Genomic DNA, 21846 nt, shown 5'->3' with positions numbered 1-21846 from the left:
CTCAACCACGGCTTTCGCAGGGCGCGGCCTGCTTGAGGTGGGTGACGAAGTTGCACGGGCGATGACGGGCGTCGAGCTGCTCGGCAAGGATGCCGTCCCAGCCGGTGCGCACGGCGTTGGTCGAGCCCGGCAGGCAGCACACCAGGGTGCCATTGGCCAGCCCGGCCAGGGCCCGGGACTGCACGGTGGAGGTACCAATATCGGCCAGGGAGATATGCCGAAACAGCTCGCCAAAGCCATCGACCTGCTTGTCCAGCAGGCAGGCCACGGCTTCCGGGGTGCTATCGCGCCCGGTAAAGCCGGTACCGCCGGTGATCAGCACCACCTGCACCTGCTCATCGGCGATCCAGGTGGCGACCTGGGCGCGAATCTTGTACAGATCGTCCTTGAGCAGCACCCGCGCCGCCAGGGCGTGGCCGGCCTCGCTCAGGCGGTCGACGAACACCTGGCCGGAGGTGTCGGTTTCCAGGGTGCGGGTATCGCTGACCGTCAGGACGGCAATGTTCAGCGGCACGAAAGGTACATCTGCCTTGGCTTTCATGGGACCTTGAATCCATTGATAGGAACGAATGAGCGGTGTTATATCACAGCCCTGCCCGCCTCGCGTCCGCCAGCGGCCCAGGCATTGTTGCCGGTCAATAATGCTAGATTGCCGCTATGCTGAAATCTGCATGGAACTTGCGCAGGCGCCATGCGTCTCAAGAAACATTACGCACCATCCTTTACTGGAGAAACACAATGATTCAACGGACTCTTCCCGCTTTCCTGCTCGCCCTGGGTCTTGGCACTCTGGCTGGCTGCGCTTCGCCGACCGTCATTACCCTGAACGACGGCCGCGAAATCCAGGCGGTCGATACTCCGCAATACGACGAAGACTCGGGCTTCTACGAATTCGAACAACTGGACGGCAAGCGCACCCGCATCAACAAGGACCAGGTCCGCACCGTCAAGGACCTGTGAGCTGATCGACAGGCCGCCTCTGGGGGCTTGTCGAGGAGAAGATTTTGAGTAATATTTTCTCCATCGGAGTGTAGCGCAGCCAGGTAGCGCGTCTCGTTCGGGACGAGAAGGCCGCAGGTTCGAATCCTGTCTCTCCGACCACTTTACTCAGCAAAAAGCCCGCCCTCGCGCGGGCTTTTTCGTGCCTGGCAGACGAGCAGCAGTGGCCAGCATTGCGCGGCGGCGACGCTGCCAGCAGAATGCGCGCCTTTTTGAACATTAAGGTTGATTCACATGCGTAAGACTCTTGCCGCCCTGACCCTGGGCCTTTTGTGCGCACAAGGCGCCATGGCCGGTGATGGCCAGACCGCTGTAGGCGGTGGCCTGGGTGGTGTTCTGGGTAACGTGGTCGGGCAGAAGCTTGGCGGCAGCACCGGTGCGGCCATTGGTGCCGGCGTCGGCGGCGCGGCAGGCAGTGCCATGGGCGCGAAAAAAGGCAACAAGACCAAGGCGGCCATTGGTGGTGGCCTGGGTTCGGCCGGTGGCTCGCTGGTCGGCGGCAAGCTCGGTGGCAGCACCGGCTCGGCAATTGGCGCAGGCCTGGGCGGCGCGGCTGGTGGTGCGTTGGGTAACAACCTGGCGGACAGTCATCGCAAGAAACGCCACTGATCCACAACCGAGTAGCCCTCAATCGCCGGCAAGGCCGGCTCCCACAGGTGCAAGCCAATCCATTGTGGGAGCCGGCCTTGCCGGCGATGCTTTGGGCGGGCCAGAAACAAACAAGCCCCTGAACAGGGGCTTGTTTGTTTCTAGCAAAGCGAAAGCTTACAGCGCAGGCTCAGCCTGTACCGCAGCCGCTTCTTCCGGCAGCACCGGAACGTACAGCAGGTTCAGACGCGAACTGCTCCACTCACGGGTCTTGTTGGTCAGCTCAAGGTTGTTGTTGAGCTTCTGGCCGTAGGTCGGCACGATTTCCTTCAGCTTGGCCTGCCACTCAGGGGTCTTGATGCGATCCTTGAAGGTCTTTTCCAGCACGCTCAGCATGATCGGCGCAGCGGTCGAAGCACCTGGCGAGGCACCCAGCAGTGCGGCGATGGTGCCATCCTGGGCAGCAACGACTTCGGTACCGAACTGCAGGATGCCGCCGTGCTCAGGGTCCTTCTTGATCACCTGAACGCGTTGACCGGCCTGCAGCAGTTTCCAGTCTTCGTTCTTGGCGTTCGGGAAGTACTCGCGCAGGGCCGCCATGCGGTCATCGAAGCTCAGCATCAACTGACCCATCAGGTAGGTGCTCAGGTCGATGTTGTCGATACCGGCGTGGGTCATCGGCATGATGTTGTGGGTGGTCAGCGCAGCGAACATGTCCAGCAGCGAGCCGTTCTTCAGGAACTTGGTTGAGAAGGTGGCGAACGGGCCGAACAGCAGCACTTCCTTGCCGTCGATCACGCGGGTGTCCAGGTGCGGAACCGACATTGGCGGCGCACCCACCGAAGCCTTGCCGTACAGTTTGGCTTTGTGACGGGCAACGATGTCCTGGTTGTCGGTCATCAGGAACTGGCCACCGACCGGGAAGCCGGCATAGCCGTCAGCTTCAGGGATGCCCGATTTCTGCAGCAGCTTCAGCGCGCCACCACCGGCACCGATGAAGACGAACTTGGCCTTGATGCTGCTCTCGACGCCCTTGTTGGCCAGGTCAGCAACGACCACGGTCCAGGTGTTGTCGGCGTTACGGACGATGTCACGGACTTCGTGCTGGACGTGCAGCTTGACGTTGTCGTGCTTGGTCAGCGAGGCGAACAGCTGGCGGGTGATCTCGCCGAAGTTGACGTCGGTGCCGATCGGCATGCGGGTGGCGGCGATCTTCTGGTCGGCAGCGCGGCCTTCCATCACGATCGGTACCCACTTCTTGATCTGCTCGTGGTCTTCGGAGTACTCCATGCCACGGAACAGCGAGCTGTGCTGCAGGGCTTCATGACGCTTCTTGAGGAACTCGACGTTCTTGTCGCCCCAGACGAAGCTCATGTGCGGCACGTTGTTGATGAACGAGGTCGGGTTGCTCAGCACTTTCTGCTCGACCTGGTAGGCCCAGAACTGCTTGGAGATCTCGAACTGCTCGTTGACGCCAACGGCCTTGCTGATGTCGATCTTGCCGTCGGCACCTTCGCTGGTGTAGTTCAGCTCGCAGAACGCGGAGTGACCGGTACCGGCGTTGTTCCAGGCGTTGGAGCTTTCTTCGGCGACCTTGTCCAGGCGCTCGTAGATGTCGATCGACCAACCGGGCTCCAGCTCATTGAGGTAGGTACCCAGGCTTGCACTCATGATGCCGCCGCCGATCAGCAGCACGTCTACGGTTTTCTCGGGCTCACTGGGCTTGGAGCAACCGATGACACTCAGGCACAGGAGCGTCAGCAGGATTTTTTTCATAGTTCAATCCAATTGAAGTGAAGTAATTGGCAATGACCGCAGGTCCCGTAGTGCACGCCCGGATTCTTGTTGTTGCTCGCGCAGTCCAAGGCTTAGCGTAGCTGGTGCTCGGGCAATCGGCCCGGACACCCGCGCACTGGATGGCGGCTGGGGTTGTTCGATGGATCGGGAACGGTCGTCACGCCAGACGCGGGGCATGGCCGCCGCTGTCAGGGTGGGTCGCCTTAAAGCAGGAAGCGGGCCAACTTTTACAAGACCAACGGCTAATAGCTAGGACGTGTCGTCGCACCCCAACTTTAACGGTTTAGCTGGCGACAATCCGCCACATTGCCGGGCCTTTACCGCTGGATGTGGCGGATTTCCCCCGCTTTTGCTCAAGCACTCAGGCGCGCAGTGACCTCCCCCAACTGCCCGGACAAGCCGTGCAAGTGCTGCCCGGCCTGCTCGGTCTGCTGCACCGCCTGCTGGTTGGTGGTGGCAATCCGGGTAATTTCCACCAGGTTGCGCGAGATGTCCTCGGCAACACTGGTCTGTTCTTCCGCCGCCGTGGCGATCTGCCGGTTCATGTCGCGGATAGCCTCGACGGCAACGGTGATGCGCTGCAGCATCTGCCCGGCCTGCTGCACCTGCTCGGCGCCCTCCTCGCTGCGCTGCTGGCCGCTCTCGATGGCTTTTACCGCCGCCACGGCGCCGGACTGCACGGCGCTGATGATCTGGTTGATCTCGGCAATCGACGCGGCCGTACGCTGGGCCAGGCTGCGCACCTCATCGGCGACCACGGCAAAGCCGCGTCCGGCCTCACCGGCCCGTGCCGCCTCGATGGCGGCGTTGAGCGCCAGCAGGTTGGTCTGCTCGGCAATCGCGCGGATCACTTCCAGCACCTTGCCGATGCGGTCGCTGTCGGCTTCCAGATGGCGAATCACCTTGGCGGTGTCGGCAATTTCCTGGTTGACCCCGGCAATGGTGGCGATGGTTGCCTGCATCACCTGCTCGCCGGCCCGGGCGCTGTGGTCGGCTTCATCGGCGGCGCGCGCGGCGTCGGCGGCATGGCGGGCGACTTCCTGGGCGGTCGCCGACATTTCATGCATGGCCGTAGCGACCTGGTCGGTACGCTGGAACTGGTCGTCGGTGCCGCGGGCCATGTTGCCGGCAATGCCGCGCAGCTCGCCGCTGGCGCTTTCCAGCTCACCGGCATTGCGCTGCAGGCGGCTGAAGGTGTCGGCAAGAAAGTCGCGCAGAGTATTGGCCGCCACCGCCAGCCGCCCCAGCTCATCCTGGCGATCGCTGGCGACCCGCGCGGCGAAGCGCCCCTGGCTCAACTGCGCGACATAATCGATCAAGCCACGAATCGGCTCGATCAGGCTGCGGTTGACCAGCCACAGACTGAACAGCCCGACCAGCAACGCCGAGCCGAACATCACCAGCAGCCCCAGCCAGACCGTACGCTCTGCAGACTGGTTGATGGTCTGGGCACGCGCCTGGGCATCGCTGCGCAACTGGCTGACCAACTCACTCATTTGCTCGCTGGCAGCGCGGTCAACACCTTTGACTGCCTGATCGCCTACAACAGGATCAGCGCCCGCCGCCAGAAACGCCTGACGCCCCTGTGCGTAAGCCTGACCCAGCTGCCGGTGGCTGGCCTTGAGTTGCTCGGCACGGCCCTTGAGCGGCTGCTCGCTGCGGGCGATCAACTGGTCAAGGATGCCCTGCACCTGCTGCTCACGGGCCAGGAACTGCTGCCAGTACTTGTCCAGCTCGGCGGGCTGCTTGCCGCGCAGCAGCACGTTCTTCCACTCCTGGACCTGGACCTTGAACTGCAGGTTGGCTTCATCGATCAACTGCGACGCCTGCAATGGCCCGTCGATCAGCTGGCCGTAGCCGCGCACGCTGGAGGACAACAACTGAAAGCACACCAGGGCGATCAGCAGGATCGCCGCCAGGCTGCCGCCGAGCAGGGCGAGAATTTGCACTCTGAGGGATTTACGCAACATCGAAAGAAGTCCCGGAACAAGGAATAAGGGAGCGGCGCCACTCGGCGCCAACCAGGCAAAGACGTCCCTGTCCTCGTTCACTGGCCACTGACGGCAGGCCAAAAAAAAGCTGCCATCGATCGATAGCAGCCAGGTTCGAGCATTACGCAACAGCTGGAACAGATAGTCTCAAGGGATTGCTACAGAAATGTGACAGTCTGTAGGACGCTGTCACATTTCCGTCACGTTATTGAATTGCAACGCCGCCAGCCGTGCATACAAGGGGCTCTGGGCAATCAACTGGCGATGCGTGCCGATGGCCACCAGCCGGCCCTGATCAATCACCGCAATGCGGTCGGCATGCTGCACCGTGGCCAGGCGATGGGCGATCACCAGGGTGGTGCGCCCGCTCATCAGGGTCGGCAGCGCCTGCTGGATCAAATGCTCGCTCTGCGCGTCGAGGGCGCTGGTGGCTTCGTCCAGCAACAGAATCGGTGCATCCACCAGCAAGGCCCGGGCAATCGCCAGGCGCTGGCGTTGACCGCCCGAGAGGCCAAGGCCGGCGTCACCCAAGTGAGTCTGATAGCCCTTGGGCAACTGCAAGATGAACTCATGGGCATGGGCGCTGCGGGCAGCAGCCTCGACCTGTTCGGCCGTGGCATCGGCGCGCCCGTAGCGGATGTTGTCCTCCACCGTGCCAAAGAACAGCGCCGGGTTCTGCGCTACCAGGGCGAAGTGGCGGCGCAGGTCCTGCGGATCGAGGCACCTGATGTCCTGACCATCAAGCAGGATGCGCCCTTGCTGCGGGTCGTAAAAACGCAGTAACAGGTCGAACAGGGTCGACTTGCCCGCCCCCGACGGCCCGACCAGGGCCAGGGTTTCGCCGGGCTCGACAGTAAGCTTCAGGTCATTGATGGCCGGCGATGTTGGCCGTGATGGATAAGAAAAACGGATGCCCTGCAACTCGACCCGGCCACTGACCCGCGGCGCCGAGCGCTGCAGGTCAGCAGGCGCGACTATCTCGCTGCGCGCTGCCAGCAGCTCGGCAATCCGCTCGCCGGCACCGGCAGCGCGCTGCAGCTCGCCAATCACTTCGCTGAGGGTGCCGAAGGCGCTGCCGACGATCAGGCTGTAGAACACGAAGGCGGCCAGCTCACCGCCGGAAATACGCCCGGCGATCACGTCCATGCCACCGACCCAGAGCATTACCCCGACCGCCCCGAGCACCAGCACGATCACCAGGGTGATCAGCCAGGCGCGCTGGAGGATGCGTTTGCGCGCCACCTCAAAGGCCGCCTCGACCGTGGCGCCGAAGCGCTGCTGGTCGCTGGACTGGTGGTTGTAGGCCTGCACGGTCTTGATCTGGCCGAGGGTCTCGGCCACATAGCTGCCGACGTCGGCGACCCGGTCCTGGCTCTGCCGCGACAGGTTGCGCACCCGGCGGCCGAAAATCAGGATCGGTGCCAGCACCAGCGGCAAGGCCAGCACCACGATGCTGGTGAGCTTGGGGTTGGTGACAAACAGCAGGACGATGCCGCCCAGCACCATCAGCGCGTTGCGCAGGAACAGCGACAGCGACGAGCCGATCACCGATTGCAGCAAGGTTGTGTCGGCGGTCAGCCGCGACTGGATCTCCGAACTGCGGTTACTTTCGAAAAAACCCGGGTGCAGGTAGATCAGATGATCGAACACCTGCTGGCGGATATCGGCCACACAGCGTTCGCCAATCCACGACACCAGATAGAAGCGGCTGAAGGTACCGATCGCCAGGGCCAGCACCAACAGCAGGAACAGGCCGATGGACTGGTTGAGCAGGTGCGGCGACTGGGTCATGAAGCCCTGGTCCACCAGCAGGCGAATACCCTGGCCCATGGACAGGGTAATCGCTGCGGTAACGATGAGTGCCAGCAAGGCCAGCAGCGCCTGCGTGCGGTAAGGACGGATAAAACGCCAGCCCAGGCGCAGGGCCTGGCGCTGGCGTGAAGAAAACCGGTTGAGCATGGAGTACGCCGTTTGTCCGCTATTTACAGCAGCCTACACCGGACCGTTGATCAAGCGCCAAGGAACTGCGGGCAATGATTGGGCGTCGGAACCAGAACCTGGGCATATAAGACCCAGGCCACAGCCGGCTAGACCGTTTCGGTCTAAAGTACTACTGGAGGTTTACTCGGCTTTCTGATGGACTGGACACGTCGCACAGTGATAACCGAAGGAGCTGTCACAGGCCGGTCACGAGGCGATTCTAGTCTGAGCTTGCAACCTGATGAGGAGACAGGAAATGAGCTTGCAACATCAAGGCAACACCCAGGAAAAACCCGCGCCTAACCCGCAGGCATCGGTAGGCGGCACGATCATCGACAAGGATGGGAATGAGATCACCATCACCGAGGAGATGATCCAGCAGGCCTGCGAGCAGCTGGAAAAAAGCCGGGTAGAACTCGCCAAGAAAGACTGACCCACCCGAATTCTTCAACCCGGCGCACGCGCCGGGTTTTTATTGCCCGCTATTTACACCAGCACGCCGCCCAGGGCGCGGACCAGCTGTGCCAGTTGCGGCGCTTCACCGTGCAGGCGCACGGCCAGGCCTTCGATTTCACGGCGCGGCGGGTAGTGCTTGCGCAGGTTGTCGAAGGCGGCCTTCTGCTGCGCCGGGTCGCGGCTCAAGCTGCGGCGAAAATCGGCATCGTCACGGCGCGGGTCATACACTGCGCGGCACAGGGTCGCGAGGGCCCAGGCCGGATCGGTCTCGGCCTGCAAGGCGATTTCGGCCAGCCACGGCTGTGGCAGCAGGTCGCTCAGTTGCACCTCGGCAGGTTCGCCCCGCCAGGCGCAAAACGCCTGGTAGATCTGCGCGGTGCCGCGCTGCTTGCCGTCCAGGCTGTAGCCGGCAATATGCGGGGTGGCGATCACGCAGAGGTCGGCCAGGGCCAGGTCGACCTGGGGCTCGCCCTCCCAGACGTCGAGCACCGCCTGGATATCGTCGCGCTCGCGCAGCAATTGGCGCAGGGCCTGGTTGTCGACCACCGGGCCGCGGCTGGCATTGATCAGCCAGGCGCCGGGGCGCAGGCGGGCCAGTTGCGCCTGGCCCAGCAGGTGCCAGGTCGGCAGCTCGGCGCTACGGGTCAGCGGGGTGTGCAGGCTGATCACGTCGCACTGCTCGATGATCTGCTCCAGGCTCACATAATCGCCACCCTCGCGCGCCTGGCGCGGCGGGTCGCAGACCAGCACCTGCCAGCCAAGGCCGCGCAGCACCTCGACCAGACGCCCACCGACTTCCCCGGCGCCGACCACCCCATAGGTGCGCGCAGGCAAGCTGGCGCCGTCGAGCTCGGCCAGGGTCAGCAGGCTGCCGAGCACATAGTCGACCACCCCGCGGGCGTTGCAGCCTGGCGCGCTGGACCAGTGAATACCAGCCTCGGCGAAGTAATCCAGGGCCAGGTGATCGGTGCCGATGGTGCAGGTGCCGACAAACTTCACCTGGCTGCCTTCGAGCAAAGTGCGATCGACCTTGGTCACTGAACGCACCAGCAGCACATCGGCATCCTTGACGCAGGCGGCATCGATCGCCCGCCCGGGGTAGCGGCGGATTTCGCCAAAACCGGCAAAGAAGGCATCGAGCAGCGGGATATTCTCGTCAGCAACAATCAGCATGGCGCTCTCCTATCGGGGTGCGCAGTGTAGGCCGATACGGGTGGGGCGATCCACAGGCAGGCGAGGTTCCTGACTGCCGCGTCAAGGCGTAGACTAGCCGGCTTTGCTCATCTTTCCTGTGGACGCCTGCCTTGTGACACCGATGACCGCCGAGACCCAAACCCCCGCCCTGTCGCGCCCGACGCGGATCCGCAGCGAGCTGCGCGGCCTGCTGATGCTGGCCACGCCAATCATCATTGCCCAGTTGGCGACCACCGCCATGGGTTTTGTCGATGCGGTGATGGCCGGCCGGGTCAGCCCCCGCGACCTGGCAGCCGTGGCGCTGGGTAACTCGATCTGGATTCCGGTGTACCTGCTGATGACCGGCATCCTGCTGGCGACCACGCCCAAGGTTGCCCAGCGCTATGGCGCCGGCCAGCATGCCGAGATCGGCCCGCTGGTGCGCCAGGCATTGTGGCTGGCACTGTGCGTCGGCCTGATCGCCAGTGGCCTGCTGCTCAGCGCCGAACCGATCTTGCAGGTGATGAAAGTCGACCCGCAACTGGTGGCGCCGAGCATGGGCTATTTGCAGGGCATTGCCTTCGGCTTCCCCGGTGTCGCCCTTTATTACGTGTTGCGCTGCTACAGCGATGCCCTGGGCCGGACCCGGCCGAGCATGGTCATCGGCTTGTCCGGGCTGCTGCTGAACATTCCACTGAACTATGTACTGATTTACGGCCACTTCGGCATGCCGGCTCTGGGCGGCGTCGGTTGCGGCTGGGCCAGCGGCATCGTCATGTGGTTCATGGCCTTGAGCATGGCCGCCTGGACCCACTGGGCCCCGGCCTATGCCCGACAGCGCGTGCTGGTGCGCCTGGACAAGCCGCAATGGCCGGTGATCAAGCGCCTGGTCGGCGTCGGCCTGCCGATCGGCATCGCGGTATTCGCCGAGTCGAGCATCTTCGCGGTGATTGCCCTGCTGATCGGCAGCCTCGGCCCGACCGTGGTGGCCGGGCACCAGATTGCCCTGAACATCAGCTCGCTGCTGTTCATGATTCCGTATTCGCTGGGGATGGCGGTGACCGTGCGGGTTGGCCAGGCGATCGGCGCCGGGCTACCGCGCCAGGCGCGCTTCGCCGCCCTGGTAGGCCTGGGTGCGGCGCTGGTGTTTGCCTGCTTCTCGGCCAGCCTGATCCTGCTGATGCGCGAGCCCATCGCCTCGATCTACACCCCGGACACGGCGGTGATCCAGATTGCCGCGATGCTGATCGTGTATGCCGCGCTGTATCAGTTCTCCGACGCCATCCAGGTGATTGCCGCCGGCGCCCTGCGCGGTTACCAGGACACCCGGGTGACCATGATCCTGACCCTGTTCGCCTACTGGGGCATCGGCTTGCCGGTGGGTTACGTGCTCGGCCTGACCGACCTGTTCGGCCCCGCCAGCGGCCCTAACGGCCTGTGGGAAGGCCTGATTGCCGGCCTCACCTGCGCGGCGCTGATGCTGGCGATTCGCTTGGCGCGCAGCAGCGCCAAGCACATTCGCCGCGCTGAAAAGCGTTAACCGAGCTTCTTGCGGATCCAGTACAGGTAAGTGCCCGCCTCTTCCTGCTGCTGGACCAGTTCATGGTCGAGGAACACGCAGAACTTGGGGATATCGCGACGGGTCGAGGGATCGGTGGCGATCACCTTGAGCAGGCCGCCGGGGGCCAGGTCGCGAATGTACTGGTGCAGCATCATCACCGGCTCCGGGCAGTTCAGGCCGGTGGCGTCGAGGATGGCATCTGGGGTGAAGTCAGTCATGTAGAACTCCGGAAACAATCAGCTATTGTCGCTCAAGCCGCTCCCGCAGCCTCAGCGCGGTTTCAGATCCAGGCGCCGCAGGTGGCAGGTCACTTCTTCGCGGTCGTGATACAGCTGCTTGCAGCCAATCGAGACCTTGACCTTGCGCGCCTTGAAGCCCTCTTCGATGCGCTCGAGCAGGCGCCGCACTTCGGCGTAACGCTGCTTCATCGGCAGCTTGAGGTTGACCACCGCCTCGCGGCACAAGCCCTCGCCGAGCCAGGTTTCCAGCAAGGCGGCACTGCGCGCCGGCTTCTCGACGATGTCACAGACCATCCAGTCCACGGTCTGCCTGGGCTTGTAGGTAAAGCCGTCGGCCATCAGGTGCTGGACCAGGCCGGTGTCCATCAGGCTCTCAGCCATCGGCCCGTTGTCGATGGCGGTCACCAGCATGCCGCGCTTGACCAGTTGATAAGTCCAGCCGCCCGGCGCAGCGCCCAGGTCTACCCCGGTCATGTCGTCGGACAGGCGCGCATCCCACTGATCGCGAGGGATGAAGTGGTGCCAGGCCTCTTCCAGCTTGAGGGTCGAACGGCTCGGCGCTTCGCGGGGGAACTTCAGGCGCGGAATACCCATCGGCCACATCGCCGAGTTATCCGCCGCCGCCAGGCCGACAAACACCCGCCGGCCGCTGACGAAGGTCAGCAGCAATCGTGGTTTGTGCGCATCCTCAACCAGGCGCCCGGCCTTGCTCAGGGCCTTGCGCAACGGCACTTCAAACTTGCGACAGAAGGTCGACAGCTCTTTGCCATCGTTGGTGTCCATCACCTCCAGCCACAGGCTGCCACACTGCGGGTAATCGGCCAGGGCCTCGAGCAGAACGCTGATGCGGTCGGTTTCCGGCAGCTCGATGAACGCGCCGCGGGCCCATTGCCGGGGGAAGATCAGCTGGGCAAAACGCAGCTCGCGCATCAGTTGCTCGGCACCTTCGGCGTCGTTGCAGATGAACTCGGCGCAGGCGCTCTGCGGCTTGGCCTTGGCATAGCCGGCGACATTCAGGCGCGCGGCGTGCTCGGCGATTTCGGCACAGACTTCGCTCTCGAAACCGGGCCGGCAATGCATAAACAGGGTATTCATCTTCACTCCAGGACGGCTGACGGCCATTACCGCCAACCCTGACCGGGCGCAATACGCAGCGCCGGTAAATCGGCGAATGATAAAGGAAGATCGGAACCTGCGACACTTCCGGCCGGTCCAGTACATGGTCAGGTCCGCCAAACAGGGCTACCCTGACCGTTCAGCCAGGTCCGTGCCGTGCGGACTGTCACAGAGGCGGTGAACCGGCGACAGCAGGGAAGATTGCCGATCACCGGCGCAGAAGGAGTTGGTAATGCCCTCGCTCGATAGCCTGAAAACCCTCAAGACCCTGACGGTCGATGATCGTCTCTACCACTATTACAGCCTGCCCGACGCCGCCCACAGCCTCGGCGACCTGCAGCGCCTGCCGATGTCGCTGAAAGTGCTGCTGGAAAACCTGCTGCGCTGGGAAGACGGCAAGACCGTCACCAGCGGCGACCTTTCGGCGCTGGCCAACTGGCTCAAGGAGCGGCGTTCCGACCGCGAAATCCAGTACCGCCCGGCGCGGGTGCTGATGCAGGACTTTACCGGCGTACCGGCGGTGGTCGACCTCGCCGCCATGCGCGCGGCCATGGCCAAGGCCGGCGGCGATCCGCAGCGGATCAACCCGTTGTCGCCGGTGGACCTGGTCATCGATCACTCGGTGATGGTCGACCGCTACGCCAGCCAGCAGGCCTTTGCCCAGAACGTCGACATCGAAATGCAGCGCAACGGCGAACGCTACGCCTTCCTGCGCTGGGGCCAGAATGCCTTCGACAACTTCAGCGTGGTGCCGCCGGGCACCGGTATCTGCCACCAGGTCAACCTCGAGTACCTGGGGCGCACCGTCTGGACCCGTGAAGAAGACGGGCGCACCTACGCCTTCCCCGACACCCTGGTCGGCACCGACTCGCACACCACCATGATCAACGGCCTGGGCGTGCTCGGCTGGGGCGTCGGCGGTATCGAGGCGGAGGCTGCCATGCTCGGCCAGCCGGTGTCGATGCTGATCCCGGAAGTGATCGGTTTCAAGCTGACCGGCAAGCTGCGCGAAGGCATCACCGCCACCGACCTGGTGCTGACCGTCACTCAGATGCTGCGTAAAAAGGGCGTGGTCGGCAAATTCGTCGAGTTCTACGGCGACGGCCTGGCCGACCTGCCCCTGGCTGACCGCGCCACCATCGCCAATATGGCACCGGAGTATGGCGCCACCTGCGGCTTCTTCCCGGTCGACCAGATCACCCTCGATTACCTGCGCCTGTCGGGCCGTCCTGAAGCCACGGTGAAACTGGTCGAGGCTTACTGCAAAGCCCAGGGCCTGTGGCGCCTACCCGGCCAGGAGCCGGTGTTCACCGACGCCCTGGCCCTGGACATGAACGAAGTCGAAGCGAGCCTGGCTGGGCCCAAGCGCCCACAAGACCGCGTCGCCCTGGGCAATGTCAGTCAGGCCTTCGATGACTTCATCGGCCTGCAACTCAAGCCCTCGAGCAAGGAAGAAGGTCGCCTTGAAAGCGAAGGCGGTGGCGGCGTGGCGGTGGGCAATGCCGACCAGGCCGGTGAAGTCAGCTATGAATACCAGGGCCAGCAACACCTGCTCAGAAACGGCGCGGTGGTGATCGCGGCGATCACCTCCTGCACCAACACCTCCAACCCCAGCGTGATGATGGCAGCCGGGCTGGTGGCGAAAAAGGCAGTGGAAAAAGGCCTGCAGCGCAAGCCCTGGGTCAAGAGCTCGCTGGCCCCCGGCTCCAAGGTGGTTACCGACTACTACAAGGCCGCCGGCCTGACCCAATACCTCGACGCCTTGGGCTTCGACCTGGTGGGCTATGGCTGCACCACCTGCATTGGCAACTCCGGCCCGCTGGACGACGCCATCGAAAAAGCCATCACCAGCGCCGACCTCACCGTCGCCTCGGTGCTCTCGGGCAACCGCAACTTCGAGGGCCGCGTGCACCCGCTGGTGAAAACCAACTGGCTGGCCTCGCCACCGCTGGTGGTCGCCTATGCCCTGGCCGGCAGCGTGCGCGTGGATATCAGCCGCGAACCGCTGGGCGTCGACAAGGATGGCCAGCCGGTGTACCTGCGCGACATCTGGCCCAGCCAGAAAGAAATTGCCGACGCCGTGGCCAGCGTCGATACCGCGATGTTCCACAAGGAGTACGCCGAGGTGTTTGCCGGCGACGCCCAATGGCAAGCCATCGAAGTACCGCAGGCGGCCACCTATGTCTGGCAGGACGATTCCACCTACATCCAGCATCCGCCGTTCTTTGACGACATTACCGGGCCGCTGCCGGTCATCGAGGATATTCACGGCGCCAGGGTCCTGGCCCTGCTGGGCGATTCGGTGACCACCGACCACATTTCCCCGGCCGGCAACATCAAGGCCGACAGCCCGGCCGGACGTTACCTGCGGGAGAAAGGCGTCGAGCCGCGCGACTTCAACTCCTACGGCTCACGCCGGGGCAACCATGAAGTGATGATGCGCGGCACCTTCGCCAATATCCGCATTCGCAACGAGATGCTCGGCGGTGAAGAAGGCGGCAACACTCTCTATGTGCCCAGCGGCGAGAAGATGGCGATCTACGACGCGGCCATGCGCTACCAGGCCGATCGCACGCCACTGGTGGTGATTGCCGGCCAGGAATACGGCACCGGCTCCAGCCGCGACTGGGCCGCCAAGGGCACCAACCTGCTGGGGGTCAAGGCAGTGCTGGCGGAGAGCTTCGAACGCATCCACCGCTCCAACCTGGTGGGCATGGGCGTGTTGCCGTTGCAGTTCAAGCCCGGGCAGAACCGCAAGAGCCTGGCCCTGGACGGCCGCGAGCGCATCGACATTCTTGGCCTGAGCCATGCACAGGTGCAGCCGCACATGACCCTGAACCTGAAGATCACCCGCGAGGACGGTCGCCAGGAGCAGATCGAAGTGCTGTGCCGCATCGATACCCTCAATGAAGTGGAGTACTTCAAGGCCGGCGGGATTCTTCACTATGTACTGCGGCAATTGATCGCAGCCTGAAGTAACGGCCCGGTCCCTGTGACCGGGCCTTTGCCTGATGGAGCAGACCACGTACGATAAGCAGTAATGGCCAAAGGATGGCCGAGTGGCGTGTCCTCGATTGTAAAAGCGCAGTCGAAGGTTTCACGTTTTGCTTTTCAAAGGATGTCTCATGCTTGCCCCGCAATGGATCGGCCTGGCGCTGCTCGGCCTCGGTTACCTCTTCGCCCTGCTCAAGGGCAACCTCGGCCTGCTGGCCCTGCCCACCCTGATTGCCCTGCTGTGTGCAGGCTTGCTGGTACGCCGCGCGAGCCTCTGGCAAAAGCTGGTCGGCCATGCCCTGTTCGTGCTCCTGGCCTTTGCCCTGGCCCTGCACATGCTGCCCGGTTTCAGCGGCGCCAAGGTCATCGACAAGGTGCGTTTTAGCAGCGAAGCCCTGCCCTTCTCCATGTACCTGAACCTCGACAAGCCGCTGATCGGCTTCTGGCTGCTGCTGGCGTGCCCCTGGGTGCTGGCCCTGAAGAACAAGCGCCCACTGGCGAGCCTGGCCTGGACCTTGCCATTGGTCATCGCGGTCTGCCTGGGCGGCGCCTGGCTGCTGGCAATGATCGCCTGGGCGCCGAAGTGGCCTGAACAGGCGTGGATCTGGGCCATGAACAACCTGCTGCTGGTGTGCCTGACCGAAGAGCTGCTGTTTCGCGGCTACATCCAGGGCGGCCTGCAACGCCTGCTGAAAAACCAGAACCTGGCCCTGCTGCTGGCCGCCAGCCTGTTCGGCGTGGCCCATCTTGGTGGCGGCTGGCAATGGGTGCTGCTGGCTGGGCTTGCCGGTGTCGGCTACGGCCTGGCATACCGTCATGGCGGCATTTTCGCCGCAGTACTCTGCCATTTCGGCCTGAACCTGGCGCATTTCGCCGGTTTCAGTTACCCGATGCTGGCGCCGTTGTGAACTTGCGGTCATTAGCTGACTTTTGTGTCAAAAACATGAAAGAATGCAGCTAATTTGTTGAACTTTGCACGAGTGACTTAGCGCAGGTCAGATCAGGACTCATTGATCGAAATCAAGCCCTGCAAATATTCATTCAACAAAACCCCCGGCGTGCCGATACCTCTCGAAAGCCTTGCGGATTGAACAGCTAATGCGTAACAACCAGCCGATTACCCAGCGCGAACGGACTTTCCCAGCTCAGCAACGGTTGATTTCGACCACTGATGCCAAGGGTGTGATCACTTACTGCAACGACGCCTTCGTCGAAATCAGCGGCTTCTCCCGCGAGGAGCTGATGCGCGCACCGCACAACCTGGTCCGCCACCCGGATGTGCCGCCTGCTGTGTTTGCGCATATGTGGACCACGCTCAAGCAAGGCCTGCCATGGATGGGCATCGTCAAGAACCGCTGCAAGTCGGGTGACCATTACTGGGTCAACGCCTATGTTACGCCGGTGTTCGAGAGCAACCAGGTGGTGGGCTTCGAATCGGTGCGGGTCAAGCCCACCGCCGAACAGGTACGCCGCGCCGAAGCGCTGTACCAGCGCATCAACCAGGGCAAGCCGGCCATTCCGCGCCGCGACAAGTGGCTGCCGGTGGTGCAGGACTGGCTGCCGTTCATCCTCATCAGCCAGATCGGCTTCCTGATCGGCAACTGGCTCGGCCATTCCTGGGGCTTTGCCCTGGCCGCCGGCCTTTCGGTGCCGCTCGGCCTGCTTGGCCTGAGCTGGCAGCAACGCGGCCTCAAGCGCCTGCTGCGCCTGGCCGAACAAGCCACTTCCGACCCGCTGATCGCGCAGATGTACACCGACAGCCGCGGCGTGCAGGCGCGCCTGGAAATGGCCATGCTCAGCCAGGATGCGCGGATGAAAACCTGCCTGACCCGCCTGCAGGATACCGCCGAGCACCTCAACGAGCAGGCGCGCCAGTCCGACACCCTGGCCCACAACAGCTCCTCGGGCCTGGAACGCCAGCGCGTGGAAACCGAACAGGTTGCCGCCGCCGTCAACCAGATGGCCGCCACCACCCAGGAAGTGGCCAACCACGTCCAGCGCACGGCCGATGCCACTCAGGAAGCCAATCGCCTGACCGGGCGCGGCCGTGACATCGCCGGGGAAACCCGCGAAGCCATCCAGCGCCTGTCGGCTGCCGTCGGCGAGACCGGCCTGACCGTGACTCAGCTGGCTCGCGACAGCGACGAAATCGGTGGCGTGGTCGATGTGATCAAGGGCATTGCCGACCAGACCAACCTGCTGGCCCTGAACGCCGCCATCGAAGCGGCCCGGGCCGGTGAGATGGGCCGCGGCTTTGCCGTAGTGGCCGACGAAGTGCGCCAGCTGGCGCAACGCACCGCCGAATCCACCGGGCAGATCCACGGCCTGATCGCCAAACTGCAACAGACTGCCAACAGCGCCGTGCAGACCATGGAAAGCGGTCATCGCCAGGCTGAAGAAGGCGTTGCACGGGTGATGGAAGCCGACCAGGCATTGGTCGGCATCAGCGAAGCGGTAGCCAACATCACCGACATGGCCACGCAAATTGCTGCTGCCACTGAAGAGCAGACTGCGGTGGCCGACGAGATCAGCCGCAACATCAGTACCATCGCCCAACTGGCCGACCAGACCTCGGAACAGGCCCAGCACTCGGCGCTGCTCAGCGAAGAACTGACCCGCACCGCCACCAGCCAGTACTCGCTGGTGGAACGCTTCAACCGCTAAGCCCGGCCGCGCATCGCCATTGGCGGTGCGCGGCTCCCCGCCTTACCAGTCGAGCGTCAGCCGGCTTTCAAAGTATCGCTCTGCACCGCTCAACGGGTCATTGAAACGCAGGCTGTGCGCCAGCAGCTTCAGTGGCTTGCTGTAGTCGTCCGGCCCCTGAACGATGTCCGGATAGAACGGATCGTTGCAAATGCTCGCGCCCAGGGCGGTCATGTGCACGCGCAGCTGGTGCGTCTTGCCGGTCACCGGCGACAGCCCGTAGCGCCACAGCTCGCCATTCTTCTCCAGCACCTGGGCCAGGGTTTCGCTGTTGCTCACCCCTTCCACTTCCTGCATGCGGAAGAACGGCTCGCCATTGACCAGGCGACTTTTGTGCACCAGTGGAAAATCACGCGCGGGCAAGGCGCGGGCGATGGCCTGGTAGCGCTTGTCGATCTGCCGGTTGGGAAACAGCGACTGATAGGCCGAACGGCTCTGCGGGTTGGCCGAGAACAGCACCAGCCCGGCGGTGTGCCGGTCGATGCGGTGCAAGGGCACCAGGTGGGGATTGTCCAGGCGGCGGATCAGCCGGCGCAGCAAGGTCTGCTCGACATACTCGCCGGTCGGGGTGACTGGCAGGAAATGCGGCTTGTCGGCAACCACCAGGTGCTCATCGATGTGCAGGATGGCCTCTTCGACCGGGATCGGTTTTTCGTTCGGCACTTCACGAAAGTAGTGGATGCGCAGGCCCGGACGGTAGGCAAGCGCGGCATTGATCGGCGCACCCTGGGCATCGAGCACCCGGCCGCGGGCGATACGATCGAGCCACTGTTCGCGACCGATGGCCTTGAAGTGCTCGCTCAGGCAATCGACCACCGTCGCCCAGTTGCCGGGCGGCAGGCAGACAGTACTGGCTTGATGCTGTGCCGGATCGAAGGGAGGCGTGGCCATGGGAACACTCAGGACGAAAGGACCGGGCATTATCGCCCATGCCCGCCCGCTCAGCCAGCTTCGGTGGCTGCAGCCTCGGTGAACTCCTTGAGCCAGCGCAGCACCTCGACCGCCTCCCAGCGGCCGGGGTCGTAAAGGGCGTACAACAACCCCTGGTAACCGACCACATCCAGCGGCCGGTGGTAACCCGCGCGCTGGAACAGCGCCTCGATCTCGGCGAAGCAGGTATTGAAATGCACTTTATTGAACGGCGTCTTGCCTTCCAGCACCAGGCCGTCAAGGCGCAACTCGAGCACCGCTTCACTCACGACCTCGACAGCCATGCGATTGACGGAGTATTTCAGTTGTTCGACATTGACCATTGATCCGGACCCTCGACGCAAGCGCCATCCCTTTACTGTATTTATATACAGCATATTCAGAGAAGTCGCCTGCGTCAATCAGACGACAGCTGTCAGACCAGACCCGGCAGGTAGCCACTACCGCGGCGAATGGTCAGCACCTGACGGCGTGGCACTTGCGTGCTGAGGCCAAAGTGCACCCACTGGTCGTATTCGAGGATCAACTGATCGAACATCACCTCACTGTCCTTGATTCGCCTGGCCAGTTCGCTCGGCGCCAGCCCGGTCACATTGATATCCACCGCCAGGCCGAGGGTATGCGCACTCCTGGGCGAGCCACCGATTGCCTTGTTGAGGGCCGGTGAACGGTAGCCGCTGCTGACTCGAATCGGCCGGCCGACCAGGCGGCGAACCTCTTCAAGCACAGTGCACAGTCGTTGCAGGTTACTGATGACCTGCGCTTCGGGGTTATTGTCGATACCACGACGAGCGGCAGTCTCCGAGGTAATCATCTCGGCGAGGGAAAAATGTGCGGACAGCTGCATGGGACCATTCCTTGGCATTGTGTATTCGCCAGGGATTGTCCTCGCACCCTTGAATCAACGCACGACAGGAAGCCGCTCCCCGCGCCCCCTGCTTTACTGCAAGAAGGTCACCACCTGTTCAGGGTCAAACGGCCAGTTCAACTCTGCACCGGTATCACATCTACGCAGCACCGGAATGAGTAGGCCATAGGTGTCGATCATCCCCTCGTGCTCGGCGATATCGACCAGTTCGACCATCAGGCCATGCTCGACAAACGGCATCAGCAGCGCCTCGGCCACTTCGCACAGGTGACAACCCAAGGTGCCGAACAATTGGCATTCAGGAGGCATTTATGGATACCAGCATCTGTAGGAACGGATCATTATTCTAGGTCTGCAATCGGGGCCAGTCGAGCGCCGCCCCTGAAGTCGGCCAACGGCAATGAAGTGCTGATGTACATCAACGGCCAAATCGCGTAAGTCGTTCAGACTTAATGGTTTTTTCGCTGTTTTCGCAAGGGAGTGTTTTGTGTTTGCCAACCTGTTGATCATCCTGGCCTCATCGCTGGTCGTCATCGCGTTCTTCCGGCGCCTGAAGTTGCCGCCGGTACTTGGCTATTTGTGTGTCGGCCTGTTCGTCGGTCCTACCGCCCTGGACTGGGTCAACGAAAGCGAAGAGCTGCCGGACCTGGCTGAAATGGGTGTGGTGTTTTTGCTGTTTTCCCTGGGACTGGAATTTTCCCTGTCGAAAATGCTCGCCTTGCGCAAGGTGGTGTTTGGCCTCGGCAGCCTGCAGGTGATCTGCACCAGCATCCTCCTCGCCGGCCTGCTGGTGCTGCTCGGTATGCAACCCAACGTCGCCCTGATGCTCGGCGCAGGCCTGGCGCTGTCGTCGACGGCGATCGTCAGCAAGGAGCTGACCAGCCTTGGCGAAATCTTCAGCAGCCATGGCCAGAATGCCATCGGCGTGCTGCTGTTCCAGGACGTGGTGGCGGTGCTGCTGCTGACCCTGGTCCCGGTGTTTGCCGGTCAAGGCGGCCAGGCCTGGTACTGGGCTTTGCCGCTGACCCTGGGCAAGACCGTGATCCTCTTCTTCGGCCTGCTGCTGGCCAGCCGCTGGCTGCTGCCGCGGCTGTTCCATGAGGTGGCCAGCTCGCACTCAGCTGAGCTGTTCGTCTTGCTGGCGCTAGTGATCGTGCTGTTGACCGCCTGGCTGACCCACCTGCTGGGGTTGTCCCCGGCCCTGGGCGCGTTTCTCGCTGGCATGTTGCTGGGTGAAAGCAATTATCGCCATCAGATCGAAGCCGATATCCGCCCGTTCCGCGACATTCTGCTCGGGCTGTTCTTCGTCAGTATCGGCATGCTCATCGACCTGCAGTTGTTCGCCAGCCACGGCTGGCAGCTGCTTGCCCTGACCCTCGCCCTGCTGCTGATCAAAGGTGTGGTGGTGGCCGCCCTGGTGCGCTTGCGCGGCAGTGATGCCGAGACCGCCTGGCGCAGCGGCCTGGCCCTGGCCCAGGGTGGCGAGTTCTGTTTCGCCCTGATGGCGCAGATGCAACAGACCCGCTTGCTGCCAGAAGAGCTGGGCAACCTGCTACTGGCCGCGACCTTCTGCTCGATGCTGGTCACCCCGCTACTGCTGCGCGCAGCGCCGAGCATCGCCGCCCGCCTGCACCGCAAGCCCAACCAGGAGATCCACCTGGAAGAGATCGAAGCGCAAAGCGCGGCAATGAATGGCCACGTGCTGATCTGCGGCTACGGCCGCGTCGGCCAATCGATCGGGCGCTTCCTGCGGCGCGAGAACATCGCCTTCATTGCCCTGGATGACGACCCGGTGCGCGTTCAGGAAGCTGCCGCCGGGGAAAACTGCGTGCATTACGGCGACTCGCGGCGCGGCGAACTGCTCACCGCCATCGGCCTTGAACGCGCGCGCCTGCTGGTGATTGCCGTGGACAAGACCGACATTGCCCTGAGCGTGTTGAAAGCCGCCCGCGAGCGGCACGCCCAGGTGCAGATCCTGGTGCGAACCCGTGATGACAGCCAGCGTGAAGAACTGCGCGCCGCCGGCGCCACGGCGGTGGTCCCGGAGCTGCTTGAATCCAGCCTGATGCTGGCCTCCCACGCCCTGGTCATGCTCGGCCTGCCGCAAGAGCAGGTGCAGCAGCGTGTCGATGAAGTACGCAAGACCCGCTACCGCTTGCTGCATGCCTTCTACCATGGCGCCCAGACCAGCCCGGTCGACAGCGAGGGCCTGCCCAAGGCGATGATGCACGCAGTCAACCTCGGCGCCGAAGCCTACGCCTGCGGCCGTCCCTTGAGCGAGCTGGGCCTGGAGCAACTGGGCGTTGAGTTGCAGTCGGTACAGCGCCAGGGCGAGGAGCTGAATGTCGACACCGGCACCTGCCTGCACGCCGGCGATGCCGTATTGGTCAGCGGCCCATTGAGCGCGGTAGAAGCCTGCGAGGCGCGCTTGCTCGCCGGGCGCTGAGCCGT

Annotated in this window: 19 protein-coding genes, 1 tRNA gene and 1 pseudogene; 9 read left to right on the top strand and 12 right to left on the bottom strand. The window is 63.4% G+C overall.

Features of this window, described 5'->3' with window-relative positions; all coding sequences use genetic code 11:
- Position 1: 1 nt before the first annotated feature.
- Positions 2–541 (bottom strand): molybdenum cofactor biosynthesis protein B, encoded by a 540-nt coding sequence (gene moaB / locus ACIOVF_RS21105; RefSeq protein WP_045194944.1) that lies wholly within the window; start codon positions 539–541, stop codon positions 2–4.
- Between the two features lie 197 nt (positions 542–738).
- Between moaB and ACIOVF_RS21100 the strand changes: the two genes are divergently transcribed.
- The 3 genes from ACIOVF_RS21100 to ACIOVF_RS21090 all read left to right on the top strand — a co-directional run bounded on the left by ACIOVF_RS21100 (position 739) and on the right by ACIOVF_RS21090 (position 1608).
- Entirely contained in the window at positions 739–960 is a 222-nt protein-coding gene (locus tag ACIOVF_RS21100; RefSeq protein ID WP_010223359.1) for a YgdI/YgdR family lipoprotein, read from the top strand.
- Positions 961–1024: 64 nt separating this feature from the next.
- Positions 1025–1101, top strand: a tRNA-Pro gene (locus tag ACIOVF_RS21095).
- Between the two features lie 132 nt (positions 1102–1233).
- Positions 1234–1608 (top strand): bacteriocin, encoded by a 375-nt coding sequence (locus ACIOVF_RS21090; protein WP_038994310.1) that lies wholly within the window; start codon positions 1234–1236, stop codon positions 1606–1608.
- Between the two features lie 156 nt (positions 1609–1764).
- Here the strand turns inward: ACIOVF_RS21090 and mqo are convergent, their stop codons facing one another.
- From mqo to ACIOVF_RS21070, 4 genes and pseudogenes are all read right to left on the bottom strand, one after another.
- Positions 1765–3363 carry a malate dehydrogenase (quinone) gene (gene mqo / locus ACIOVF_RS21085; protein WP_045194946.1) on the bottom strand — a complete coding sequence of 533 codons (1599 nt, stop codon included), beginning with the start codon at positions 3361–3363 and terminating at the stop codon, positions 1765–1767.
- A gap of 374 nt (positions 3364–3737) precedes the next feature.
- On the bottom strand, positions 3738–4442 hold the full coding sequence (locus tag ACIOVF_RS21080; protein WP_401292369.1) for a methyl-accepting chemotaxis protein: 705 nt from the start codon (positions 4440–4442) through the stop codon (positions 3738–3740).
- A 228-nt stretch (positions 4443–4670) separates the two neighbouring features.
- Positions 4671–4781: pseudogene (locus ACIOVF_RS21075) on the bottom strand (hypothetical protein); the annotation flags it as partial.
- Between the two features lie 783 nt (positions 4782–5564).
- Positions 5565–7334, bottom strand: coding sequence for an ABC transporter transmembrane domain-containing protein (locus ACIOVF_RS21070; protein WP_401292231.1), 1770 nt, complete (start codon positions 7332–7334; stop codon positions 5565–5567).
- 277 nt (positions 7335–7611) lie between these two features.
- On the opposite strand from ACIOVF_RS21070, the gene ACIOVF_RS21065 reads away from it, so the two are divergent.
- Positions 7612–7788: a PA1571 family protein gene (locus tag ACIOVF_RS21065; protein WP_401292228.1), complete on the top strand. Its 177-nt coding sequence runs from the start codon at positions 7612–7614 to the stop codon at positions 7786–7788.
- Positions 7789–7841: 53 nt separating this feature from the next.
- On the opposite strand, the gene pdxB is transcribed toward ACIOVF_RS21065, so the two are convergent.
- A complete protein-coding gene (gene pdxB, locus ACIOVF_RS21060; RefSeq protein ID WP_401292225.1) occupies positions 7842–8984 on the bottom strand; it encodes a 4-phosphoerythronate dehydrogenase PdxB in 1143 nt (380 codons plus the stop codon).
- Between the two features lie 142 nt (positions 8985–9126).
- Here pdxB and ACIOVF_RS21055 point away from each other — a divergent pair, with 142 nt between their 5' ends.
- The gene (locus ACIOVF_RS21055) at positions 9127–10524 is read left to right on the top strand and encodes an MATE family efflux transporter (protein ID WP_045194955.1); all 1398 of its coding nucleotides are present in this window, start codon (positions 9127–9129) and stop codon (positions 10522–10524) included.
- On the opposite strand, the gene tusA is transcribed toward ACIOVF_RS21055, so the two are convergent.
- Both tusA and rlmM read right to left on the bottom strand, forming a co-directional pair.
- Positions 10521–10763 (bottom strand): sulfurtransferase TusA, encoded by a 243-nt coding sequence (gene tusA, locus ACIOVF_RS21050; RefSeq protein WP_045194957.1) that lies wholly within the window; start codon positions 10761–10763, stop codon positions 10521–10523. The genes ACIOVF_RS21055 and tusA overlap by 4 nt on opposite strands.
- Positions 10764–10814: 51 nt before the next feature.
- Positions 10815–11879, bottom strand: a complete 1065-nt coding sequence (gene rlmM / locus ACIOVF_RS21045) for a 23S rRNA (cytidine(2498)-2'-O)-methyltransferase RlmM (protein ID WP_045194959.1) — start codon at positions 11877–11879, stop codon at positions 10815–10817.
- Positions 11880–12132: 253 nt separating this feature from the next.
- On the opposite strand from rlmM, the gene acnA reads away from it, so the two are divergent.
- The 3 genes from acnA to ACIOVF_RS21030 all read left to right on the top strand — a co-directional run bounded on the left by acnA (position 12133) and on the right by ACIOVF_RS21030 (position 17558).
- Entirely contained in the window at positions 12133–14874 is a 2742-nt protein-coding gene (gene acnA / locus ACIOVF_RS21040; protein WP_401292220.1) for an aconitate hydratase AcnA, read from the top strand.
- 151 nt (positions 14875–15025) lie between these two features.
- Positions 15026–15802 (top strand): CPBP family intramembrane glutamic endopeptidase, encoded by a 777-nt coding sequence (locus ACIOVF_RS21035; protein WP_401292217.1) that lies wholly within the window; start codon positions 15026–15028, stop codon positions 15800–15802.
- Between the two features lie 190 nt (positions 15803–15992).
- Positions 15993–17558, top strand: coding sequence for a PAS domain-containing methyl-accepting chemotaxis protein (locus ACIOVF_RS21030; protein WP_045194965.1), 1566 nt, complete (start codon positions 15993–15995; stop codon positions 17556–17558).
- A gap of 42 nt (positions 17559–17600) precedes the next feature.
- On the opposite strand, the gene ACIOVF_RS21025 is transcribed toward ACIOVF_RS21030, so the two are convergent.
- From ACIOVF_RS21025 to ACIOVF_RS21010, 4 genes are all read right to left on the bottom strand, one after another.
- Positions 17601–18488 carry a pseudouridine synthase gene (locus ACIOVF_RS21025; RefSeq protein ID WP_213603636.1) on the bottom strand — a complete coding sequence of 296 codons (888 nt, stop codon included), beginning with the start codon at positions 18486–18488 and terminating at the stop codon, positions 17601–17603.
- A 50-nt stretch (positions 18489–18538) separates the two neighbouring features.
- Positions 18539–18850 (bottom strand): hypothetical protein, encoded by a 312-nt coding sequence (locus ACIOVF_RS21020; RefSeq protein WP_045194969.1) that lies wholly within the window; start codon positions 18848–18850, stop codon positions 18539–18541.
- Positions 18851–18942: 92 nt separating this feature from the next.
- Positions 18943–19374 carry a D-Ala-D-Ala carboxypeptidase family metallohydrolase gene (locus tag ACIOVF_RS21015; protein ID WP_401292213.1) on the bottom strand — a complete coding sequence of 144 codons (432 nt, stop codon included), beginning with the start codon at positions 19372–19374 and terminating at the stop codon, positions 18943–18945.
- Positions 19375–19467: 93 nt separating this feature from the next.
- On the bottom strand, positions 19468–19704 hold the full coding sequence (locus tag ACIOVF_RS21010; protein WP_123565427.1) for a glutaredoxin family protein: 237 nt from the start codon (positions 19702–19704) through the stop codon (positions 19468–19470).
- Between the two features lie 178 nt (positions 19705–19882).
- Here ACIOVF_RS21010 and ACIOVF_RS21005 point away from each other — a divergent pair, with 178 nt between their 5' ends.
- A complete protein-coding gene (locus ACIOVF_RS21005; protein WP_401292210.1) occupies positions 19883–21841 on the top strand; it encodes a monovalent cation:proton antiporter-2 (CPA2) family protein in 1959 nt (652 codons plus the stop codon).
- Positions 21842–21846 lie beyond the last annotated feature (5 nt).

The sequence above is a fragment of the Pseudomonas sp. NPDC087612 genome (genome assembly GCF_044743505.1).
Taxonomy (GTDB): domain Bacteria; phylum Pseudomonadota; class Gammaproteobacteria; order Pseudomonadales; family Pseudomonadaceae; genus Aquipseudomonas.
This window is presented reverse-complemented; position numbering and strand designations above follow the sequence as displayed.